Annotated in this window: 18 protein-coding genes and 1 pseudogene; 3 read left to right on the top strand and 16 right to left on the bottom strand. The window is 71.9% G+C overall.

The window, feature by feature from the left end; all coding sequences use genetic code 11:
* The 6 genes and pseudogenes from ABT360_RS03560 to ureA all read right to left on the bottom strand — a co-directional run.
* Positions 1 to 960, bottom strand: a pseudogene (locus ABT360_RS03560) (citramalate synthase); the annotation flags it as partial.
* Between the two features lie 280 nt (positions 961 to 1,240).
* Positions 1,241 to 1,810, bottom strand: coding sequence for a TetR/AcrR family transcriptional regulator (locus ABT360_RS03555; protein ID WP_351810044.1), 570 nt, complete (start codon positions 1,808 to 1,810; stop codon positions 1,241 to 1,243).
* Positions 1,811 to 1,884: 74 nt separating this feature from the next.
* Positions 1,885 to 2,415 carry a hypothetical protein gene (locus ABT360_RS03550; protein WP_351810016.1) on the bottom strand — a complete coding sequence of 177 codons (531 nt, stop codon included), beginning with the start codon at positions 2,413 to 2,415 and terminating at the stop codon, positions 1,885 to 1,887.
* Between the two features lie 40 nt (positions 2,416 to 2,455).
* Complete coding sequence (locus ABT360_RS03545) at positions 2,456 to 3,475, bottom strand: agmatine deiminase family protein (RefSeq protein WP_351810014.1); 1,020 nt, start codon at positions 3,473 to 3,475, stop codon at positions 2,456 to 2,458.
* A gap of 13 nt (positions 3,476 to 3,488) precedes the next feature.
* Positions 3,489 to 5,210 carry an urease subunit alpha gene (locus ABT360_RS03540; RefSeq protein WP_351810011.1) on the bottom strand — a complete coding sequence of 574 codons (1,722 nt, stop codon included), beginning with the start codon at positions 5,208 to 5,210 and terminating at the stop codon, positions 3,489 to 3,491.
* The gene (gene ureA, locus ABT360_RS03535) at positions 5,207 to 5,914 is read right to left on the bottom strand and encodes an urease subunit gamma (RefSeq protein ID WP_351810008.1); all 708 of its coding nucleotides are present in this window, start codon (positions 5,912 to 5,914) and stop codon (positions 5,207 to 5,209) included. Before ureA ends, ABT360_RS03540 begins: the two co-directional genes overlap by 4 nt.
* A gap of 144 nt (positions 5,915 to 6,058) precedes the next feature.
* Between ureA and ABT360_RS03530 the strand changes: the two genes are divergently transcribed.
* On the top strand, positions 6,059 to 7,495 hold the full coding sequence (locus ABT360_RS03530) for a cytosine permease (protein ID WP_351810005.1): 1,437 nt from the start codon (positions 6,059 to 6,061) through the stop codon (positions 7,493 to 7,495).
* A gap of 81 nt (positions 7,496 to 7,576) precedes the next feature.
* Here ABT360_RS03530 and ABT360_RS03525 read toward each other — a convergent pair whose 3' ends face one another.
* The 8 genes from ABT360_RS03525 to ABT360_RS03490 form a co-directional block, all read right to left on the bottom strand.
* Positions 7,577 to 8,668 (bottom strand): branched-chain amino acid aminotransferase, encoded by a 1,092-nt coding sequence (locus ABT360_RS03525; protein WP_351810003.1) that lies wholly within the window; start codon positions 8,666 to 8,668, stop codon positions 7,577 to 7,579.
* Between the two features lie 240 nt (positions 8,669 to 8,908).
* Positions 8,909 to 9,952, bottom strand: coding sequence for a 3-isopropylmalate dehydrogenase (locus ABT360_RS03520; protein WP_351810000.1), 1,044 nt, complete (start codon positions 9,950 to 9,952; stop codon positions 8,909 to 8,911).
* A 62-nt stretch (positions 9,953 to 10,014) separates the two neighbouring features.
* The gene (locus ABT360_RS03515; protein WP_351809997.1) at positions 10,015 to 10,158 is read right to left on the bottom strand and encodes a hypothetical protein; all 144 of its coding nucleotides are present in this window, start codon (positions 10,156 to 10,158) and stop codon (positions 10,015 to 10,017) included.
* A 234-nt stretch (positions 10,159 to 10,392) separates the two neighbouring features.
* Positions 10,393 to 10,938, bottom strand: a complete 546-nt coding sequence (locus tag ABT360_RS03510; protein ID WP_351809995.1) for a GNAT family N-acetyltransferase — start codon at positions 10,936 to 10,938, stop codon at positions 10,393 to 10,395.
* Positions 10,939 to 11,060: 122 nt separating this feature from the next.
* Positions 11,061 to 11,453 (bottom strand): hypothetical protein, encoded by a 393-nt coding sequence (locus ABT360_RS03505; protein ID WP_351809992.1) that lies wholly within the window; start codon positions 11,451 to 11,453, stop codon positions 11,061 to 11,063.
* Positions 11,454 to 11,497: 44 nt separating this feature from the next.
* Entirely contained in the window at positions 11,498 to 12,715 is a 1,218-nt protein-coding gene (locus ABT360_RS03500; protein ID WP_351809990.1) for an MFS transporter, read from the bottom strand.
* 192 nt (positions 12,716 to 12,907) lie between these two features.
* Positions 12,908 to 14,539, bottom strand: coding sequence for an L-glutamate gamma-semialdehyde dehydrogenase (gene pruA / locus ABT360_RS03495; protein WP_351809987.1), 1,632 nt, complete (start codon positions 14,537 to 14,539; stop codon positions 12,908 to 12,910).
* Positions 14,540 to 14,555: 16 nt separating this feature from the next.
* Positions 14,556 to 15,482: a proline dehydrogenase family protein gene (locus ABT360_RS03490; RefSeq protein WP_351809984.1), complete on the bottom strand. Its 927-nt coding sequence runs from the start codon at positions 15,480 to 15,482 to the stop codon at positions 14,556 to 14,558.
* A gap of 173 nt (positions 15,483 to 15,655) precedes the next feature.
* Between ABT360_RS03490 and ABT360_RS03485 the strand changes: the two genes are divergently transcribed.
* Together ABT360_RS03485 and ABT360_RS03480 are read left to right on the top strand one after the other, a co-directional pair.
* Positions 15,656 to 17,311, top strand: a complete 1,656-nt coding sequence (locus tag ABT360_RS03485; RefSeq protein WP_351809982.1) for a helix-turn-helix domain-containing protein — start codon at positions 15,656 to 15,658, stop codon at positions 17,309 to 17,311.
* On the top strand, positions 17,308 to 17,790 hold the full coding sequence (locus ABT360_RS03480; RefSeq protein WP_351809979.1) for a hypothetical protein: 483 nt from the start codon (positions 17,308 to 17,310) through the stop codon (positions 17,788 to 17,790). Before ABT360_RS03485 ends, ABT360_RS03480 begins: the two co-directional genes overlap by 4 nt.
* 37 nt (positions 17,791 to 17,827) lie before the next feature.
* Here ABT360_RS03480 and serA read toward each other — a convergent pair whose 3' ends face one another.
* The gene (serA, locus tag ABT360_RS03475) at positions 17,828 to 19,429 is read right to left on the bottom strand and encodes a phosphoglycerate dehydrogenase (RefSeq protein WP_351809976.1); all 1,602 of its coding nucleotides are present in this window, start codon (positions 19,427 to 19,429) and stop codon (positions 17,828 to 17,830) included.
* A 237-nt stretch (positions 19,430 to 19,666) separates the two neighbouring features.
* A complete protein-coding gene (gene ilvC / locus ABT360_RS03470) occupies positions 19,667 to 20,668 on the bottom strand; it encodes a ketol-acid reductoisomerase (protein ID WP_351809974.1) in 1,002 nt (333 codons plus the stop codon).

Genomic DNA, 20,668 nt, shown 5'->3' with positions numbered 1-20,668 from the left:
GTGCAGGCCCGCCTTGTGGGCGAAGGCGGAGACACCGACGTACGGCTGGTGGGTGGAGGGGGTCAGGTTGACCACCTCGGCGATGGCGTGCGAGATGCGCGTCATCTCCTTCAGGGCCCCTTCGGGGAGCACCTTCTTGCCGTACTTGAGCTCCAGCGCGGCGACGACCGGGAAGAGGTTGGCGTTGCCCACGCGCTCGCCGTAGCCGTTGGCGGTGCACTGGACGTGGGTGGCGCCCGCGTCGACGGCGGCGAGGGTGTTGGCGACGGCGCAGCCGGTGTCGTCCTGGGCGTGGATGCCGAGCCGGGCGCCGGTGTCGGCGAGGACGGTGGAGACCACGGCCTGGATCTGCGCCGGGAGCATGCCGCCGTTGGTGTCGCACAGGATGACGACGTCGGCACCGGCCTCCGAGGCGGCGCGGACGACGGACTTGGCGTACTCCGGGTTGGCCCGGTAGCCGTCGAAGAAGTGCTCGCAGTCGACGAAGACGCGCCGGCCCTGCTCGCGCAGGTGGGTCACGGTGTCACGGACCATGGCGATGTTCTCGTCGAGCGTGGTGCGCAGGGCCAGCTCGACATGGCGGTCGTGCGACTTGGCCACCAGCGTGATGACGGGGGCGCCGGAGTCGAGGAGCGCCTTGACCTGCGGGTCCTCGGCGGCGGTGGCGCCGGCCCTGCGGGTGGCGCCGAAGGCGACGAGCTGCGCGTGCTGGAAGCGGATCTCCTGCTTGGCGCGGGCGAAGAACTCGGTGTCGCGCGGGTTGGCCCCGGGCCAGCCGCCCTCGATGAAGCCGACGCCGAAGTCGTCCAGGTGCCGGGCGATGGTCAGCTTGTCGGCGACGGTGAGGTTGATGCCCTCGCGCTGGGCACCGTCGCGCAGCGTGGTGTCGAAGACGTGGAAGCTGTCGTCGACACCGCCGTCGGCGGTGGCGGCAGGAAGACTGTCGGTCTCCGTGGTCATGACTGTGTTGGCTCCTGTCGGATGTGGCTCCGGACTCCCTGGATCCACCTGCCCCCATTCTCGCGCGCCGCCGTCCCCGGCCGGGGTGGGGCCGGAAAACGAAAAGACCCCTCGCGGGTGCGAGAGGTCTGCGCGCGGGTCTGAGACACGGTGTCCACTGCCGCGAGGTTCTGCCGCGATTCAGTGGTCACTGCGGACCGGCGCGCTGCTGCCCATAATCATGGCGGTAGCAAGCACGGTCGCAGTCTGCCACAGATGTGAACGCCGCTGGACCCGAATCTCACGATGCGGGCGGCCCCGCGTCAGGGGCCGTGCGGACCAGGGTGTCCTCGATGAACTCTCGTACGTGGGCGAGGACCGCCGTGCGGCCGGTGCCCGGTATCCCGACCGCCACGTGGACGCTGAAGCCGTCGAGCAGGGCGCGCAGGCGCGCCGCGAAACGGTCGGGGTCCACGGGGCGCAGTTCGCCCCGGGAGATGCCCTCGGCGAGGAGGGCCACCAGGTCGCGGTGCCAGGCGCCCTCGATGGCGGCCTGCCGGGCGCGGGCGTCGGCGTCGGCGTTCTGCGACCGGTTCCAGACCTCCAGCCAGAGGGTCCAGTGCGGGTCGCGCGGACCGTCGGGCACGTACAGGTCGACGTAGGCGTCGAGCCGCTCCCGCACCGGCGCCGGACGCGACAGCAGGGCGCTGCGCTCGGCACCGAGGCGGCCCTCGCTCCACTCCAGGGTCTGGAGCAGCAGCTCGTCCTTGGTGCGGAAGTAGTAGAGCAGGTGCCCGCTGCTCATCCCGACCTCGCGGCCGAGCCCCGCCATGGTCAGCCCGTCGAGCCCGCGCTCGGCGATGGTCGCCATGGCGGCGGCGAGGACCTCTTCGCGGGGCGGCGCGGTGTTGCGCCGCCGTGCGGCCGGTGTCGTACGGGGTTCGTTCACTCGTACGTTGTACCTGATCCTTCCTGGTCGTCGTGGGTGACCGTCCAGCCGTCCTCGGCCAGGCGCTCGCGCAGGGCCGCCACCTGGGCGGGCGGGGGCACGGGCGGGTCCAGGCCGAGCTCCGGCCCGAAGGCCCACTGGACGATCTGGGCCAGTTCCTCCTCGGCGACCAGCTCGCGCAGGATCACCAGCAGTGCCGGGTACTCGTCCTCGCGGACGCAACCCAGGTAGATCTCCCGCAACTGCCGGATGATCTCCACGAGTCCGGGGCGCAGTCCCATCCAGCCGCGGCTGGTGCGGATCTCCTCCGCGGTCCGGTCCATGAACCAGACCATCACGTCGTACGGCACCTCGTGGTGCCCGGCCCGTTCGTTGAAGCAGACCGTCGGCTCGCGCTCCGGATCCTCGTCCGGGACGATCCCCGTCACCAGGATCTGCCCCGTGTGGCAGAGCTCCACGTACCAGGCGTCGTCCGGGTTCGAGTACAGGAACGTGAGGGAGTAGCCGTCACGGGCGGGGGCGGTCATGGGCGAAGGCTGTCATGGCCGCCCCTCCCCCGCCGGACGGTCATCCGGCCTTGGGCTGCTGCTGTGTGATGCAGTGGATGCCGCCGCCGCCCGCGAAGATCGTCCGCGCGTCGACCAGCGTGACCGTACGGTCCGGGAAGAGGCGGCGGAAGATGCCCGCGGCGATCTCGTCGCGCGGGTCGTCGAAGGCGCACAGCACCACACCGCCGTTGCAGATGTAGTGGTTGATGTAGGAGTAGTCGACCCACTCCCCGTCCTCCTGGAGGACCGTCGGGGCGGGGACCTCGACGACCTCCAGGCGGCGGCCCTTGGCGTCGGTCTGCTTGCGCAGCAGGTCCACGTTGGCCTTGCACAGCTCGTGGTCCGGGTGGGACGGGTCGGGCTGGGTGTGGGCGACCACGACACCCGGGCGGGCGAAGGCGGCGACGATGTCGACGTGGCCGCGGGTGCCGTACATGCCGTAGTCGCCGGTCAGGCCGCGCGGCAGCCAGATCGCCTTGGTGGTGCCGAGCTTGGCGTGGATCTCCGCCTCGACCTGCTCGCGGGTCCACTCCGGGTTCCGCTCGGGGCCGAGCTGGACGGTGTCGGTGAGCAGGACCGTACCCTCGCCGTCGACGTGGATGGCGCCGCCCTCGTTGACGAGCGGGGAGCTGTGCACGGGCACTCCGGCGATGTCCGCGACATGGCGGGCGATCTTCGAGTCGTGCTCCCAGCGCGCCCAGTCGGCCGCGCCCCAGCCGTTGAACACCCAGTCCACGGCGGCGAGTTCCCGACCGTCGGTGACGAAGGTGGGGCCGATGTCGCGCATCCACGCGTCGTCCAGGTCCCGCTCGACCAGGTCGATGTCCGGGCCGAGCAGCTCCCGGGCGGACGCCTCGTCGCCGGGGGCGTGGACCACGGTCACCGGCTCGAAGCGGCGTACGGCGCGGGCGACCGACGCCCAGGCCTCGCGGGCCTCGCGCAGCTCGTCGTCGTTGGTGAAGGTCGGGTTCGGCCCCGGCCAGGCCATCCAGGTGCGCTCGTGCGGGGCCCACTCGGCGGGCATGCGGAAGGTACTCATGGGGTGGGTGTCCTCAGAGGAAGTAGAGGCGGTTGAGGGAGACGGAGTCGGCCGGGTCCGAGCGGACCGGATCGCCGTCGAGCGTGACGAGCCCGGTGCGGCCGTCGACCGCGACCTCGCCGATACGGGAGTTGAGCAGCAGGTCGCCGGGGCCGATGCCGCGCGTGCCGCGCACGGCGACCCGGCGGCGGCGGGTGGGCATCAGGTCGTTGCCGGCCTGCGCGGCGGCACCCGAGACGAACGCCACCGAGATGTCGGCGGCCGTCGCCCCGAACGCGCCGAACTGCGGTCCGAGGACCAGCGGTTCGCAGGTGTCGGTGGCGGCGTTCGGGTCGCCCACGACCCCGTACGCGGGGAAGCCCGACTTCAGCACGAGCTGCGGCTTGGCGCCGAAGAACTCCGGCCGCCACAGCACGATGTCGGCGAGCTTGCCGGCCTCGATCGAGCCGACCTCGTGCGCGAGGCCGTGGGCGATCGCCGGGTTGATGGTGAGCTTGGCCATGTAGCGCAGGACGCGCGCGTTGTCGTCGCCGTCCCCGTCACCCTCCAGCGGGCCCAGCTCGGCCTTCATCTTCCCGGCCATGGCGAAGGTCCGGCGTACGGTCTCGCCGGCCCTTCCCATGCCCTGCGCGTCCGACGACGTGATCCCGATCGCGCCGAGGTCGTGCAGGACGTCCTCCGCGCCCATCGTCCCGGCCCTGATCCGGTCGCGGGCCATGGCCGCGTCGCCGGGCAGGTCGGTCTTCAGGTCGTGTACGGAGACGATCATTCCGTAGTGCTCGTCGACCGCGTCCCGCCCGAAGGGGAGGGTGGGGTTGGTCGACGAGCCGATGACGTTGCGGACGCCCGCCATCTTCAGGACGTTGGGGACGTGGCCGCCACCGCAGCCCTCGATGTGGAAGGCGTGGATCGTCCGGCCCTCCAGCACCTTCAGGGTGTCCTCGACCGACAGGCACTCGTTGAGGCCGTCGCTGTGGAGGGCGACCTGGACGTCGTACTCCTCGGCGACGCGCAGCGCGGTGTCGAGGGCGCGGGTGTGGGCGCCCATGTCCTCGTGGACCTTGAAGCCGGAGGCTCCGCCCTCGGCGAGCGCCTCGATCAGCGGTGCCTCGTGGGAGGAGGAGCCGCGGCCGAGGAAGCCGATGTTGACGGGCCAGGCGTCGAAGGCGTTGAAGGCGTGGCGCAGCGCCCACGGCGAGTTGACGCCCACGCCCCACACCGGGCCGAATTCCTGGCCGATGATCGTGGTGACGCCGGAGGCGAGGGAGGCCTCCATGATGCGCGGCGACAGCAGGTGTACGTGGGTGTCGACCGCTCCGGCGGTGGCGATGAGGCCCTCGCCGGAGACGATGCTGGTCCCGGTGCCGACGACGACGTCGACGCCGTCGAGGGTGTCGGGGTTGCCGGCGCGGCCGATGGCGTGGATGCGGCCCTCGCGGATGCCGATGGACACCTTGCGGATTCCCTGGACGGCGTCGATGACCAGCACGTTGCTGATGACGACGTCGCAGGTCTCGCGGACGGCGGCGGCCTTGAGGTGCAGTCCGTCACGGGCGGTCTTGCCGAAGCCGGCGAGGAACTCGTCGCCGGGCTTCTGCGCGTCCGACTCGACCCGGACCGTGAGGCCCGAGTCGCCGAGGCGGACGCGGTCGCCCGCGCGGGGGCCGTGGGTGGCGGCGTACTCGTAGGGGGTGAGGCGGCGCGCCTCGGCGGGGTGGCCTCCGGGGCGGCTCATCGCTCGGCCTCCTGCTCAGTCGTTTCCGGTACGCCGAGGTAGCCGCAGGCTGCGGCGCGGCGCAGTGCTTCCTCGCGGGCACCCGGCGCGTCCAGCGGCCCGTCGACCAGTCCGGCGAAGCCGATCGCGATCCGGTCGCCGCCGATCGGCACCAGCCCGACCTCCTCGCTCTCGCCCGGGCCGAAGCGCACGGACGATCCGGCGGGGACGGCGAGCCGCATGCCGTAGGTCCGGGCGCGGTCGAAGTCGAGCCGCGGGTTGGCCTCGAAGAAGTGGAAGTGCGAGGTGACGGAGACCGGCACGCCCGCGGTGTTGGTGACCCGCAGCCGCACCACGGGCTCCGGCTCGGAGTGCTCCGGCCCCGGCAGCAGCGCGCCGGGGGCGTCACTCTCCTGGCTTCCCCCGCCGATGGGGTCACTGACCACGGCGAGCCGGGAGCCGTCGTCGAAGACGGCCTCCACATGGACCTCGGTCACGACGTCCGCGACGCCCGGCAGGACGTCCTCGGGGCCGAGGACCGAGCGGGCGGCCTCGATCGCCTCGGCGAGCCGCCGCCCGTCGCGGGCCGCCTCGCAGACGGTGTCCGCGATGAGGGCGGTCGCCTCGGGGACATTGAGCCTCAGACCACGGGCCCGGCGCGCCCGGGCGAGCTCGGCGGCGCCGAAGATCAGCAGCCGGTCGCGTTCCGTGGGGGTCAGTCGCACGTCACCACACCTCCTGTTTGAGCATCACTCTAACCACAAGATTCCAGGGAAGAAACCATTGACGGGATCACAGGGTGTACGTCACATTGAACGTCACTCTAAAAGCATTCCCATACGTCGACGAGCAGAGCAGGGAGGACGCCCATGCCGATTGAACAGCGCGGAGTCGACACCATCCCGGAGGCGGAGCGGACCAGCGGGCCGCGGGACCTCGTCTCGATCCTGCTTGGCTCGAACCTGTGCCTCGGTGTGATCGTCTTCGGCTGGCTGCCGGTGTCCTTCGGGCTCGGCCTGTGGCCCGCGGTCACGTCGGTGGTGGTCGGGACGGTGGTCGGCGTCGCCGTCACCGCCCCGCTCGCGCTGGTCTCGCTGCGCACGGGAACCAACCTGTCGACGTCCAGCGGCGCCTTCTTCGGCGTACGCGGCCGGCTCGTCGGCTCGGTCGTCGGGCTGCTGCTGTCGCTGGGCTACACGGCGCTGACCCTGTGGATCGGCGGCGACGTGATGCTCGGCACGCTGTCCCGGCTCTTCGACGTGCCGACCGGCCCGGTGGCGCACACCCTCGTGTACGTGCTGCTCGCCGGCTGCACGGTGACCGCCGCCGTGTACGGCTACCGGCTGCTGCTGCGGATCAGCCGGTACCTCGCGGTGGGCATGACGGTGCTGCTGGCACTCGGGGTCCTCGCGTACGCGGGCGACTTCACGACCGCGCCGCCGCCGGACACCCCCTACCTGCTGGGTTCCTTCTGGCCGACGTGGCTGCTGTCCGCCGTCGCGGCGGGCCTGAGCGGGCCGGTCGCCTTCATCACCCTGCTCGGCGACTACACGCGGTACGTCTCACCGGAGCGGCACAGCCCGCGGGCGGTGTGGCGGGCGACGTGCCTGGGCCTGTTCCTGGGCCTGCTGGTGCCGCAGCTCTTCGGTACGTTCACCGCCCTGGCCGCGCGGGCGGGGCTCGACTACGCGGGGCCGCTGGTCGAGACGGCGGCGCCGTGGTTCCTGCTGCCGCTGCTGGTCGCGGCGAGCGCAGGGTCCGTCGGCAACGCGGGGCTGATGCTCTACTCGATGGGCCTCGACCTGGACGCCATCGTGCCGCGCGCCACGCGTGCCACGGCCACCCTGGTGGTCGCGGCCGTCGCCACGGTCTTCGTGTTCGTGGGCCACTTCGCGTGGGACGCGCAGTCGGCGATGACGTCGTTCGTGCTGCTGCTGACCGCGATCGGGACGCCGTGGGCGGTCATCACGCTGATGGGCCACGTCCGGTGCGGCGGGCGGTACGACCCGGAGGCGCTCCAGGTCTTCAACCGGCGGGCGCAGGGCGGCATCTACTGGTTCCGCGCCGGCTGGCACCCCCGCGCCACGGTGTCCTGGGCACTGGGCGCGGCCGTGGGCCTCTCGGCCGTCTCGACGCCGCTCTACGAGGGCCCACTGGTGGCGCTGACCGGCGGCGTCGACGTGAGCTTCATCCTGTCGGGCCTGGCGGGCGGCGTGGCCTATGCCGCGTTGACGGCCACCTCGCGGGCCCCGGCCCCGGCCCCGGGCCCCCTCGCGGCGCCCGAACCCGAGACCGCCGCGCCCTGACGCGCGGCACGCGGAACGCCCGCGCCTGAAGAGCGGGAGGCGCGGGCGTTCCGCACATGGGCGTCAGCCGATACGGGGGCGTCAGCCGATCTTGTGGGTCCAGCCGTGGACGTCCTCGGCGGCGCCGGTCTGGATGTCCAGCAGCGCCTTGCGGAGCCTCAGGGTGACCTCGCCCGGCGTGCCGTCGCCCTGGGTCCACTCGCCGCCGGCCGACTTGACCGTGCCGACCGGGGTGATGACGGCGGCCGTGCCGCAGGCGAAGACCTCCGTCAGCGTGCCGTTCTCGGTGTCGCGCTTCCACTGGTCGATGGAGACGCGGCCCTCCTCCGACTCGTACCCGAGGTCACGGGCGAGCTGGAGGAGCGAGTCGCGGGTGATGCCCGCCAGGAGCGAACCGGTCAGCTCCGGGGTGACGATGCGGTTCCCGTACACGAAGTACAGGTTCATGCCCCCCAGCTCCTCGACCCACTTGTGCTCGACCGCGTCGAGGTAGGCGACCTGGTCGCAGCCCTTGGCCGCGGCCTCGGCCTGGGCGAGCAGGGACGCGGCGTAGTTGCCGCCGGTCTTGGCGAAGCCGATACCGCCGGGCACCGCGCGGACGCGGTCCTCGGAGAGCCAGATCGAGACGGGCTTCACGCCACCGGGGAAGTACGCGCCGGCCGGCGAGGCGATGACGATGAACAGGTACTCGTTGGCCGGGCGGACACCCAGCCCGACCTCATTGGCGATCATGAAAGGCCGCAGGTACAGCGACTCCTCGCCGCCGTGCGGCGGCACCCAGGCCTGGTCCTGCTGGACCAGCGCGTCGCACGCGGCGACGAACGTCTCCACCGGCAGCTCCGGCATGGCCAGGCGCTTGGCCGAGACCTGGAACCGCTCGGCGTTGGCCTCGGGCCGGAACAGCGAGACCGATCCGTCGGGGCGGCGGTACGCCTTCAGCCCCTCGAAGATCTCCTGCGCGTAGTGCAGGGTCATGTTCGCCGGGTCGATCGAGAGCGGCGCGTACGGCGTGAGCTGGGCGTCGTGCCAGCCGCGCCCTTCCGTCCACTTGATCGTCACCATGTGGTCGGTGAAGTGGCGGCCGAAACCGGGGTTGGCCAGGATCGCCTCGCGCTCCGCGTCGGACAGCGGGTTGGAGGAGGGCTTGAGCTCGATCGTGGGCGTCGTCGTCATGAGTGCTGTGTCCTTCACCGTGTGTATGTGACGGACCGCGCTCACGCCGCTACACCTGCTAGGACGTCCGAGCTTTCCCGCATGCCGCGGCCCCGCGTTCGATTATCGCGCGCGTGGCCGGTGCAATGAAACGGCTGGAGTGCGGTCCAGGGTTGATGGTGGCACCCGCGGCCGCACAGGAGAAGCCGCCGGGTGCGTGTGCGACCCGGCGGCTGTGTCTGATGCTCTTCAGTCGGCGGGTCAGCTCGCTACGCGTACCGCGAGCGCGTCGCCGATCTCGTCCGTCGTGCGCGGCGCCGAGGGGTCGCGTTCCGCCAGGTCGGCGGCGACCGTCTCCTCGATGCGGACGGCCTCGGCCTCGTAGCCGAGGTGGCGCAGGAGCAGCGCGACGGACAGGATCGTGGCGGTCGGGTCGGCCTTGCCCTGGCCCGCGATGTCGGGCGCGGAACCGTGGACGGGCTCGAACATCGACGGGAACTCGCCCGTCGGGTTGATGTTGCCGGACGCGGCCAGGCCGATGCCGCCGGTCACGGCAGCGGCGAGGTCGGTCAGGATGTCGCCGAAGAGGTTGTCGGTGACGATGACGTCGAAGCGCTCGGGCTGGGTGACGAAGAAGATCGTCGCGGCGTCGACGTGCAGGTAGTCGGTGGTGACCTCGGGATACTCCTGGCCGACCCTGTCGAAGATGTTCTTCCACATGTGGCCGGCGTAGACCAGGACGTTGTTCTTGTGGACCAGCGTCAGCTTCTTGCGCGGGCGGGCGTTGGCGCGCTCGTACGCGTCACGGACGACGCGCTCGACGCCGTACGCCGTGTTGACGCTGACCTCGGTGGCGACCTCGGCCGGGGTCCCGGTGCGCAGCGAGCCGCCGTTGCCGGTGTACGGGCCCTCGGTGCCCTCGCGGACCACGACGAAGTCGATGTCGGGGCGGCCGGCCAGCGGGGTGGCGGTGTTCGGGAAGAGCTTCGACGGACGCAGGTTGACGTAGTGGTCGAAGGCGAAGCGCAGCTTGAGCAGCAGCCCGCGCTCAAGCACACCGGAGGGGACGGACGGGTCGCCGATCGCGCCGAGCAGGATGGCGTCGTGCGTCCTGAGGGACTCCAGCTCCGCGTCGGGGAGGGTCTCCCCGGTGCGGTGCCAGCGCTGGGCGCCGAGGTCGTACTCCTTGGTCTCCAGCTTCACATCCTGCGGGAGGACGGAGCGAAGGACCTTGAGGCCCTGGGCCACGACCTCCTGGCCGATGCCGTCACCGGGAACCACTGCGAGATTGATGCTGCGAGACATGTCCGCACCCTACTCCCCGGTCCCAGAGCCTGACATGAGCGTTCCGGAATGTGGACGGTGTGTCAGGGGGTCCGGTGGCCGGTGGCCCCGCCGTTGTCCCGCCGGTCGAGCGCCCGCTGCAGCGCGGCGGCGGCGTTGCGGCGCTCGGTGTCGGTGGGTCGGGGGGCGGTGTGGCGGACGCGGCGAACGACGGTCTCAGCGGCCATGACGATCGACTCCTTGAGATCAGATGATTCGAGGCGCCGGAAGGGGCGGGGAGCACGGCCGCAGGGGTTGCCTGCCGGGGGCACAGCGCTCTCGTCCGCCGTTCGCTTGATGGAGCGAGACGTTCGGCTCCTACAAAGCTAAGCGGTCGCGGAGCGTCTGTCTCCACAATTACTCGGACTTCCTACTATCTGAGACGGGCGGCGGTGGAGCCGCGCTCGACCCGGGCCCCGCCTCTACAGGACGTCACCGTCGCGCCAGTCGAAGAGCAGCGCGCCCTCGTCGGCGGCGGGCAGCGGACGGCCGGCCGCCGGGCGCAGGTACGTCGAGTCCTCCTCGTCCGGCAGGTGCAGCACACCCTCCGGGCCGTACACCTCGATGCGGCCGTTCCACAGCTGCCAGCCGCGCGCCCGGTACAGCTCGGCACCCTCGTCGGACGCCGACAGCGCGCCGAAGGCGTACGCCCCGTCGACGACCTCCTCCAGCGCCGCCATCACCCGGCCGCCCAGGCCCTGGCGGCGGCGGTCGGTACGGACGGCGACCGCCTCCACGTAACCGATGCGGTACGAGCGGCCGGCGTGCGCCACCCGGCGCATGATCACGCTGCCGTGCGCGGCGACGCCGTGCTCGTCCTCGACGTACACGTGGACGCCGCCGAGCCCGTGGTCCCAGTCCTGGTCGGTGAAGTCCCCGTCGAACGCGGCGCTCAGCATCGCCCGTATCCCGGCGAGGGCGGCGGGGGCCAGCTCGTAGGTGTGAGCCATGTGCAAGGAGTCGGTCATAGGGCTACTCTCGCAGCGCCGACGGGGCGCGTGGTGAAGAACCGGCCACCGCCCGCGCCCCGGCCCTCACCCGCGCCCCGCCGTCGTCCGCCCGCCGCCGACCGCGTCGGCGCCGGCCGCCCTCAGAGGCGGCCGCCCGTCAGCCGGGACAGCGGGCCGCGCTGACGCAGCCCGGCCCGGCGGCCCAGGGCGTACGAGGACGCCACCACCGTCACCACACTGGCGCCGGCCCCGGCGGCGATGGCCTTCCGGGCCTTCACCAGCGTCCAGGCCACACCCGCCTTGCCCACGGTCTGCCCGGCCGCCGTGCTGACGGCGGACTGGACGGTCCTGGCCGCGGACCTGGCCTTCTCGGTGGTCGCTCCGCCGAGTCCGGCGAGCGCTTCCTTTCCGCTGCGCGCGGACTGGGACGCGGTGCCCGACGCGGACTTCGCGGCGTCCTGCGCCCGGTCCTTGGTCGCCGTGCCGGCCCGCGAGGCGGTCTTGGTCGTCGAAGTCTTGTTCGTGTCAGCCATGGTGTGCGGGTAACCGCTCCGCGCCCCGGCAAACTGACGGCCGTTCAACCCTGCTGTACGGCCACGGACCGCGGACCGGCCACGGCGAACGCCTCACGGCGCACGAACGTCAGCGCCACGGCGACGGCCACCACGCCCGCGGCGCAGCTGAAGGTGAACGCCGCGCCGTGGCCCCAGCGCTGGGCCAGCTGACCGGAGGCGAGGGCCGCGACACCCTGGCCGACGATGAGGCCGCTGCCGAGCATCGCCATCGCCTCCCCCATGCGCGCGACGGGCGCCACCCGCTCGGCGAGGCCGAACAGGGCGATCAGGTGCGGCGCCACCGCGAAGCCGACCCCGGCGACGGCCACCGCCGCACCGACGTGACCGTCGACCGCCAGCAGCGGGAAGAGCAGGGCCGCCTGCGCCACCATCGCGAGGCGCAGCCGTACGGTCAGGTCCCAGGGGCCCGGCATCGCGGTCGTGACCAGACCCGCGAGGGCGCTCGTCACCGCCATGGCGCCCCACACGAAACCCGCCGCCCCAAAGGCGCCCAGGTGCTTCGCCAGCGCGCTGACGCCCGCGTTCGCGCCGCCCCACACCATGCCCTGGAGCAGGGCCATGGCGAACAGCACGAGGAGCCCGGGCGACAGCAGGCGTACACCGGCCGTCCGCGGCCCCCCACCACCGCGCGGCGCCGTGGGGTGCACCGCGAACAGCACGCCGAACACCGCGATCAGCGCCGCCGCCAGCACCATCGCGGCCACCGGGTGGACCAGCACCACCACCGTCCCGGCGAGCGCCGGCCCGGCCATGAAGCCGACCTCGTCGACCATGGTGTCGAAGGAGAGCGCCCGCCCGGTCAGTTCGGCCGGCCGCGACCTGGTGAGCACGATCCACCGGGTCCGGGACAGCGGCCCCACCTGGGGGATGGTCAACCCCACCAGCGCGGCGAGCAGCGCCTGCACGGCTGCCGGCGTCCCGGCCAGTACCGAGGCCACCAGGGCGGCGATCGTGGCCGCGTTGGCCAGTGAGGCGACCAGGATGACCGGTCGGTGGCCGAGCCGGTCGGCCAGCCGCCCGATGGGCGGGCCGCCCACCGCCTGACCGGTCCACAGCATGCCCGCGACGAGCCCCGCCCGGCCGATGCCGTTCAACTCCGTGAGCATCAGCAGGGTGCCGATGGGACAGAGGGCGGCGGGGAGCCGCGCCAGGAAGGAGATCACGGGCAGGCCGGCGCCCGCGACGGCGACGACGGCCCGGAGGCCCGTCGGTGCGGACATGGCGAACCCCCCGTCGGTGATGGACCCGGGGACGGTAGTTCCGGGAACGCTCCTCGTGGACCGGAACCGGACGATCCCGGAGCTTCGCACCACCGAGACGGCCCGCGGCCGCCGGGAATTCGTACGTTCCGGGTACGAACACCGCCCCCGTCCGGCGTAGGCCGGAGGGGGGCGGTGTTCAGGTGCTGGAGGTCAGCCCATGTGCGGGTACGTGTAGTCCGTCGGCGGGACCAGCGTCTCCTTGATGGCGCGGGTCAGCGTCCAGCGCATCAGGTTCTGCGGGGCGCCCGCCTTGTCGTTCGTGCCGGAGGCGCGACCGCCGCCGAAGGGCTGCTGGCCGACGACGGCGCCGGTGGACTTGTCGTTGATGTAGAAGTTGCCCGCGGCGTACCGCAGCTTCTCCATCGTGTACGCGGCCGCCGCGCGGTCGTTCGCGATGACCGAGCCGGTCAGCGCGTACGCGGACACCGACTCCATCTGCTCCAGCATCGCGTCGTAGCTGTCGTCCTCGTAGACGTACACCGCGAGGAAGGGGCCGAAGTACTCGGTGGTGAACACCTCGTTGGCCGGGTCGGTGCACTCGACGACCGTCGGGCGGACGAAGTAGCCGACCGAGTCGTCGTAGGTGCCACCGGCGACGATCGTGCAGGTGGGGTCGGCCTTGGCGCGGTCGATGGCGGCCTTGTTCTTGGCGAAGGCCCGCTCGTCGATGACGGCGCCGATGAAGTTCGTCAGGTCGGTGACGTCACCCATCTTGATGCCGTCGACCTCGGTGGCGAACTCCTCCTTGAAGCCCGAGTTCCAGATGGAGGCCGGGATGTAGGCGCGTGAGGTCGCCGAGCACTTCTGGCCCTGGTACTCGAAGGCGCCGCGGGTCAGCGCGGTCTTCAGGATGGCGCGGTCGGCGCTCGGGTGTGCGACGACGAAGTCCTTGCCGCCGGTCTCGCCGACGATGCGCGGGTAGCCGCGGTACTTCTCGATGTTGGTGCCGACCGTCTTCCACAGGTGCTGGAAGGTCTTGGTGGAACCCGTGAAGTGGATGCCCGCGAGCTCCGGGTGGTTCAGGGCCACCTCGGAGACGGCGATGCCGTCGCCCGTCACCAGGTTGATGACGCCCTTGGGCAGGCCGGCCTCCTCCAGGAGCTGCATGAGCAGCACGGCGGCGTGGGTCTGCGTCGGGGACGGCTTCCAGACCACCACGTTGCCCATGAGGGCCGGGGCGGTGGGCAGGTTGCCCGCGATGGCGGTGAAGTTGAAGGGCGTGATCGCGTAGACGAAGCCCTCCAGCGGGCGGTGGTCGAGGCGGTTCCACACACCCGGGGCGTTGGCCGGCGGCTGCTCGGCGAGCAGGTCGCGGGCGTACTTGACGTTGAAGCGCCAGAAGTCGACGAGCTCGCACGGGGTGTCGATCTCGGCCTGCTGGACCGTCTTGGACTGGCCGAGCATGGTCGAGGCGGCCATGGTCTCGCGCCACGGGCCGGCCAGCAGCTCGGCGGCGCGGAGGATGATCGCCGCGCGGTCGTCGAAGGACATCGCGCGCCAGGCCGGGGCGGCGGCGAGGGCCGCGTCGATGGCGTCCTGCGCGTCCGCCTGCGTGGCGCCGGCGAAGGTGCCGAGGACCTTGGCGTGGTTGTGCGGCTGCACGACGTTCACGCGCTCACCGCCGCCCATCCGCTTGACGCCGCCGATGGTCATCGGGAGGTCGATGGGGTTCTCGGACAGCTCCTTGAGCTTGGCCTCCAGGCGGGTGCGCTCGGCCGAACCGGGGGCGTAGGTGTGGACCGGCTCGTTGACCGGAGCGGGGACCTGGGTCACAGCGTCCATGAGTTCCGTAACTCCTTCAGTTCTTGGTGATCATCGAGCGGACGAAGAACAGCAGGTTGGCCGGCTTCTCCGCGAGGCGGCGCATGAAGTACCCGTACCAGTCGGTTCCGTACGCGGTGTAGACGCGCATCCGGTGACCTTCGGCGGCGAGCCGTACGTGCTCGTCGCTGCGGATCCCGTAGAGCATCTGGAACTCGTACTCGTCCAGTTTGCGCCCGGCGCGGCGCGCGAGCTCCTGGCTGATGGCGATGAGACGCGGGTCGTGCGACCCGATCATCGGGTAGCCGTCACCCTCCATCAGGATCTTCAGGATCCGGACGTACGCCTTGTCGATTTCCGCCTTGTCCTGGTACGCGACGGAGGCGGGCTCCTTGTAGGCGCCCTTCACGATCCGGACGCGGCTGCCGTTCGCGGCGAGGCGGCGGGCGTCCTCCTCGGTGCGGAAGAGGTACGCCTGGATGACGCAGCCGGTCTGCGGGAAGTCCTTCCGCAGCTCCTCGTGGATGGCGAACATCGAGTCGAGGGTGGTGTGGTCCTCCGCGTCGAGCGTGACCGTGGTGCCGATGGAGGCGGCGGCCTCGACGACGTGGCGGACGTTGGCGAGTGCCAGCTCGTGCCCGCCCTCCAGGGACTGGCCGAACATCGACAGCTTCACCGACATCTCGGCCTTCTCGCCCAGGCCGAGGTTCTCCAGGTGCTCGATCAGCTCCATGTAGGCGTCGCGGGCGGCGTACGCCTGGTCCCGCGTGGTGATGTCCTCGCCGACCACGTCCAGGGTGACCTCGAGGCCCTTGGCGACCGTCTCCCGGACGATCGGAACGACCTGCTCGACCGTCTCACCGGCGATGAACCGGCCGACGACCTGCTTGGTGCCCGGGGCGGCAGAGACAAAACGGCGCATCTTGTCACTGCGCGACGCGGCAAGGATCACGGGACCCAGCACGGGGCACCTCCACGGAACACGGGTTGAAGGGGGCCGAAGCGGTACGAATCCGTATCGGCACGGAGAACCACCGTGAAACCTAAGGATCGCTCGGATGCGGGGCCATCGACAGCTGTCACGCATCCGTGCCCCGCCTCTCATACAGATGTCTGAACGGGTGGCAGAATGTCCGGGTGAAGGCCGATTACCAAGAGCTGGTCGACGAGATCTCCGCGCTGCTGGGCGCCCCGGCGACACTGGAGAACCGCGACTTCGGGCTGATCGCCTTCGGGGCGCACGACAGCGACGACGACAGCGCGATGGACCCGGTCCGTACGCGGTCGATCCTCACCCGGAAGTCGACGCCCGCGGTGCGGGCCTGGTTCGAGGGCTACGGCATCACGCGGGCGACCGGCCCGGTCCGGATCCCCGCCGCCCCGGACGCCGGGGTCTTCCGGGACCGGATCTGCCTCCCGGTACGCCACCGGGGCGTGGTTCTCGGGTACGTGTGGCTCCTCGACGCCGACCCGGGCCCTTCACCCGACCGGCTGACGGCGGCCATGGAGGTGGCCCAGCGGATCGGCGCGCTGCTCGCGGACGAGGAGCGGGCGGACGCGGACCTCTCGCGCGAGCTGCGGGCCGTGCTGACGGCCGAGCGGGGCTGGCAGTACGACATGGCCCTCACCGCCCTCCGCACGGCACTCGGCCGCGACGCGGACGGCCTGCACGCCCTGGTGTGCGTCGCCCCCTGGCGGGGCGCCGACACCCCCCCGCTCCGCACGGCCCCCGGCGCGGCGGCCCTCTGCACGCTGCCCTGGCCGGGGCGGGAGGAGCCGGGTCGGGACGCGGGTCGCCCGACGGCGCCGGGCACGTATGCGCTCGCCGCCCTGATCCGCCTCCGCTCACCCGACTCCCTGGCCCCCGCGCTCACGGCGTCCGCCCGCCTCCGGGACGCCGCCGGCGCCCCACCGCCCGTTGCCACACCCACCGCGGCGTGGGCGGCACGCCGGGCCGCGGAGGCCGCCGGGCGCACCAAAGGCGCGGCGGCCCCGGGCACCGCCCCCACCCGTGAAGCCGCGCCCCCCGCCGCCACCGGGAACGCCGCGGGCAGCCGTGGCCACCAGCCCCCTCGACCCGACCCCTCCCCCGGCGCGACGCCCCCGGGGCGCACGGGGAACGCCGACCCCGCCCAAGCCGCGACGCCCCCCGGACCCACCGCGGGCGGCAGGGGCGCTGGAGGCGCCGGGGCCACCGCGGGCGGCCGGGGCGCTGGAGGTGCCGGGGCCTCACCAGCCCCCGAAGCCACCATGAACGCCGCGGGCGGGCCGGGCGCCGGCGTGCGCGCGGACGCAGGGCCGGGTCCGGAGGCCGGTCCCGGACGCCGGGGCACCGGGGCGCGAGCCGGGGGCGGTCCCAGCTCCGACGCCGGGGCGGGAGAGCACGTCGTCGCCGGGGTGGCCGACCCGCGCAAGGGCCTGACCGGCCTCGGGGACGCCTGGCGGGAGGCGGTGTCCGCCGCCCGGGCGGCCATGGCCCAGCCACGGCTCGGTCCGCTGGCCCAGTGGGCGTCGATCGGCCCGTACCGCCTCCTGTCGGCGCTTCCGGCGGCTCCGCCCCACGACCCGGCGGTCCGCGCCCTGCTCACGCCCGGCCATGGGGAACTGGCCCGCACCGCCGAGGTGTTCCTCGACAGCGCGGGCCAGGCGGGCCGCACCGCGGCGACCCTGGGCATCCACCGCCAGACGCTCTACTACCGCCTCTCCCGCGTGGAACAGCTCACCGGCCTGGACCTCGACGACGGCGAGGACCGGCTCCTGCTCCACATGGCCCTCAAGGCGGCCCGGCTGTGAAGCACCCCGTCACCGTGCAGTGGGTGCACACCACGTGGACCAAGGCGTCACGCGGCGGTGAGGCAGCCGCCCGGCGCCATGCCCTGCCTGTGGGATTCACCCTCCCGGGCGACGTCGACGGGCCGTTCACCCACCACGTCCGGATGGACGAGTGGCGCGACTTCGTGCCGCAGGCTTCGACCCGGGCCCTCCGTGAGACCCCCCTCCGGCTGCTGGAGCGGGACGGAAAGCTGACGGTGCTCCCCCGTGTGAACCCGTTGCACGGCATCCCGCCCCGGTCGCGCCGGCCGCCCGCCGTGCGGCTGGCGCCCGGCGAGTGGCTGCGCTGGCAGCTCAACTACCGGTTCAGCTCGGCGCTCGGCATCCGGGGATGGACGTACTGGCTGGACACCTTCAACGTCGCGTACGGGCCCGTCGACCCCGGCGTCTTCCTCGGCGAACCGACCCGCCTCATCGACGAGACCGGCCCGGTGCGCTGACGCACCGGGCCGGTCCCTTCGACGAGCGTACGAACGATCAGGCGAGGTTCACCGAGCGGGCCGACGTCGCGCCGATCTCCTCCGCGACCTCCGTCAGCACCTGCTGCGGGACCGTGTCGTCGACGGTGAGGACCGCGAGCGCCTCGCCACCCTCCGCCGCGCGGGCGACCTGCATGCCCGCGATGTTCAGGCCCGCCTCGCCGAGGATGCGGCCGACGGTGCCGACGACACCCGGACGGTCCTCGTACCGCAGGACGACCATGTGGTCGGCGAGCGCCAGGTCCACGTCGTAGTCGCCGACGGCGACGATCTTCTGGAGGTGCTTGGGGCCGGCCAGCGTGCCGGAGACCGCGACCTCCTCGCCGCCCGAGAGCGTGCCGCGCACGGTGACCACGTTCCGGTGGTCGGGGGACTCGCTGGACGTCGTCAGGCGGACCTCGACACCGCGCTCCTGCGCGAACAGCGGCGCGTTGACATAGCTCACCGTCTCGTCGACGACGTCCTCGAAGACACCCTTCAGCGCGGACAGTTCGAGCACCTTGACGTCGTGCTGGGTGATCTCGCCGTACACCTCGACGTCGAGCCGGACCGCGACCTCGCCCGCCAGCGCGGTGAAGATCCGGCCGAGCCGCTCGGCGAGCGGCAGACCCGGCTTGACGTCCTCGGCGATGACCCCGCCCTGGACGTTGACCGCGTCGGGGACCAGCTCACCGGCGAGGGCGAGGCGCACCGAACGGGCGACCGCGATACCGGCCTTCTCCTGCGCCTCGTCCGTGGACGCGCCCAGGTGCGGGGTGCAGACGACCTGGTCGAGTTCGAACAGCGGGGAGTCCGTGCAGGGCTCCTTCGCGTACACGTCGAGGCCCGCGCCCGCGACCCGGCCCTCCTTGAGCGCCGAGTACAGCGCGGCCTCGTCGACGATCCCGCCGCGCGCGGCGTTGACGATGCGGACGGTCGGCTTGACCTTGTGCAGCGCCTCGTCGCCGATCAGGCCGAGCGTCTCGGGGGTCTTCGGCAGGTGGACGGTGATGAAGTCGGCGGCCTCCAGCAGCTCGTCCAGCGTGAGGAGCTTGACCCCCATCTGCGCGGCGCGCGCCGGCTGGACGTAGGGGTCGTAGGCGACGATCTTCATGCCGAAGGCCGACATGCGCTGCGCGACCAGAACGCCGATGCGGCCGAGGCCGACGACGCCGAGGGTCTTCTCGCTGAGCTCGACGCCGGTGTACTTGCTCCGCTTCCACTCGCCGTTCTTGAGGGCGGTGTTGGCCTGCGGGATGTTGCGCGCGGTGGCGACCAGCAGACCGCAGGCCAGCTCGGCGGCGGTGACGATGTTGGACGTCGGCGCGTTGACGACCATCACACCGGCCTTGGTGGCGGCGGAGACGTCGACATTGTCCAGGCCCACGCCCGCGCGGGCGACGACCTTGAGCTTGTTGGCCGCGGCGATCGCCTCGGCGTCGACCTTGGTGGCGGAGCGCACCAGGATGGCGTCCACGTCCACGACGGCAGGCAGCAGTTCGGCTCGGTCGGCGCCGTTGCAGTGCCGGATCTCGAAGTCGGGGCCGAGCGCGTCGACGGTGGCGGGCGACAGCTCTTCAGCGATCAGTACTACCGGCTTTTTGGGGGGATGCGAGCTCACGTGGGTCCTCACAAGTCCAGTGCGGACGGCCGTCCCGACGGCCGCATGCGGTGGAGGGGGCTTGCCGCGTGGAAGACGCACGACGCTGTGGGCCTGACGCGTATGTGTTGAGAAGTGTAGTGGTGGTGAGTGACATCTTTTCCGCCTCGGCGGAAGGATCACCCGTCCGTGGTTGGACAGTCGGTCCAATGAAGACGGGCGGGTCCGGACACCTGTCCGGACCCGCCGCCACGAGGCTTACGCCTCCTCGTTGTCCACCCAGCTCATGAGCTTGCGCAGCTCCTTGCCGGTGGTCTCCAGCAGGTGCTCGGAGTCCTGCGTCTTGTACTCGTTGTACTTCTTCAGGCCGCCGTGGTACTCGTCCATCCAGTTCTTGGCGAACGTGCCGTCCTGGATCTCGGAGAGGACCTTCTTCATCTCGGCCTTGGTGGCGTCCGTGATGATCCGCGGGCCGGTGACGTAGTCGCCCCACTCGGCGGTCTCGGAGACCGACCAGCGCATCTTCTCCAGGCCGCCCTCGTACATCAGGTCCACGATCAGCTTCAGCTCGTGGAGGCACTCGAAGTACGCGATCTCCGGCTGGTAGCCGGCCTCGACCAGGGTCTCGAAGCCCGCCTTGACCAGCGCCGAGGCACCGCCGCACAGCACGGCCTGCTCACCGAACAGGTCGGTCTCGGTCTCCTCGGTGAAGGTCGTCTTGATGACACCCGCGCGGGTGCCGCCGATGGCCTTCGCGTACGAGAGCGCCAGCGCGAACGCGTTGCCGGTGGCATCCTGCTCCACGGCGGCGATCGCCGGAACGCCGCGGCCCTCCTCGTACTGACGGCGGACCAGGTGGCCCGGGCCCTTCGGGGCGACGAGGGCGACGTCGACGCCGGCCGGGGGCTTGATGAAGCCGAAGCGGACGTTGAAGCCGTGGGCGAAGAACAGCGCGTCGCCGTCCTTCAGGTTGTCCTTGACGGACTCCTCGTAGACCTGGGCCTGGATCGGGTCCGGGATGAGGATCATGATGACGTCGGCCTCGGCGGCGGCCTCGGCGGGCGTGACCACGCGCAGGCCCTGCTCCTCGGCCTTCGCCTTGGACTTGGAGCCCTCGTGCAGACCGACGCGGACGTCGACACCCGAGTCACGGAGCGACAGCGCGTGGGCGTGGCCCTGGCTGCCGTAACCGATCACCGCGACCTTGCGGCCCTGGATGATGGACAGGTCGGCGTCGTCGTCGTAGAACAGCTCGGCCAC

Source organism: Streptomyces sp. NPDC000229 (assembly GCF_040300825.1).
Classification (GTDB): Bacteria; Actinomycetota; Actinomycetes; order Streptomycetales; family Streptomycetaceae; genus Streptomyces.
The sequence above is the reverse complement of the archived record's forward strand: the minus strand, read 5'-3'. Positions and strand labels throughout refer to the sequence as shown.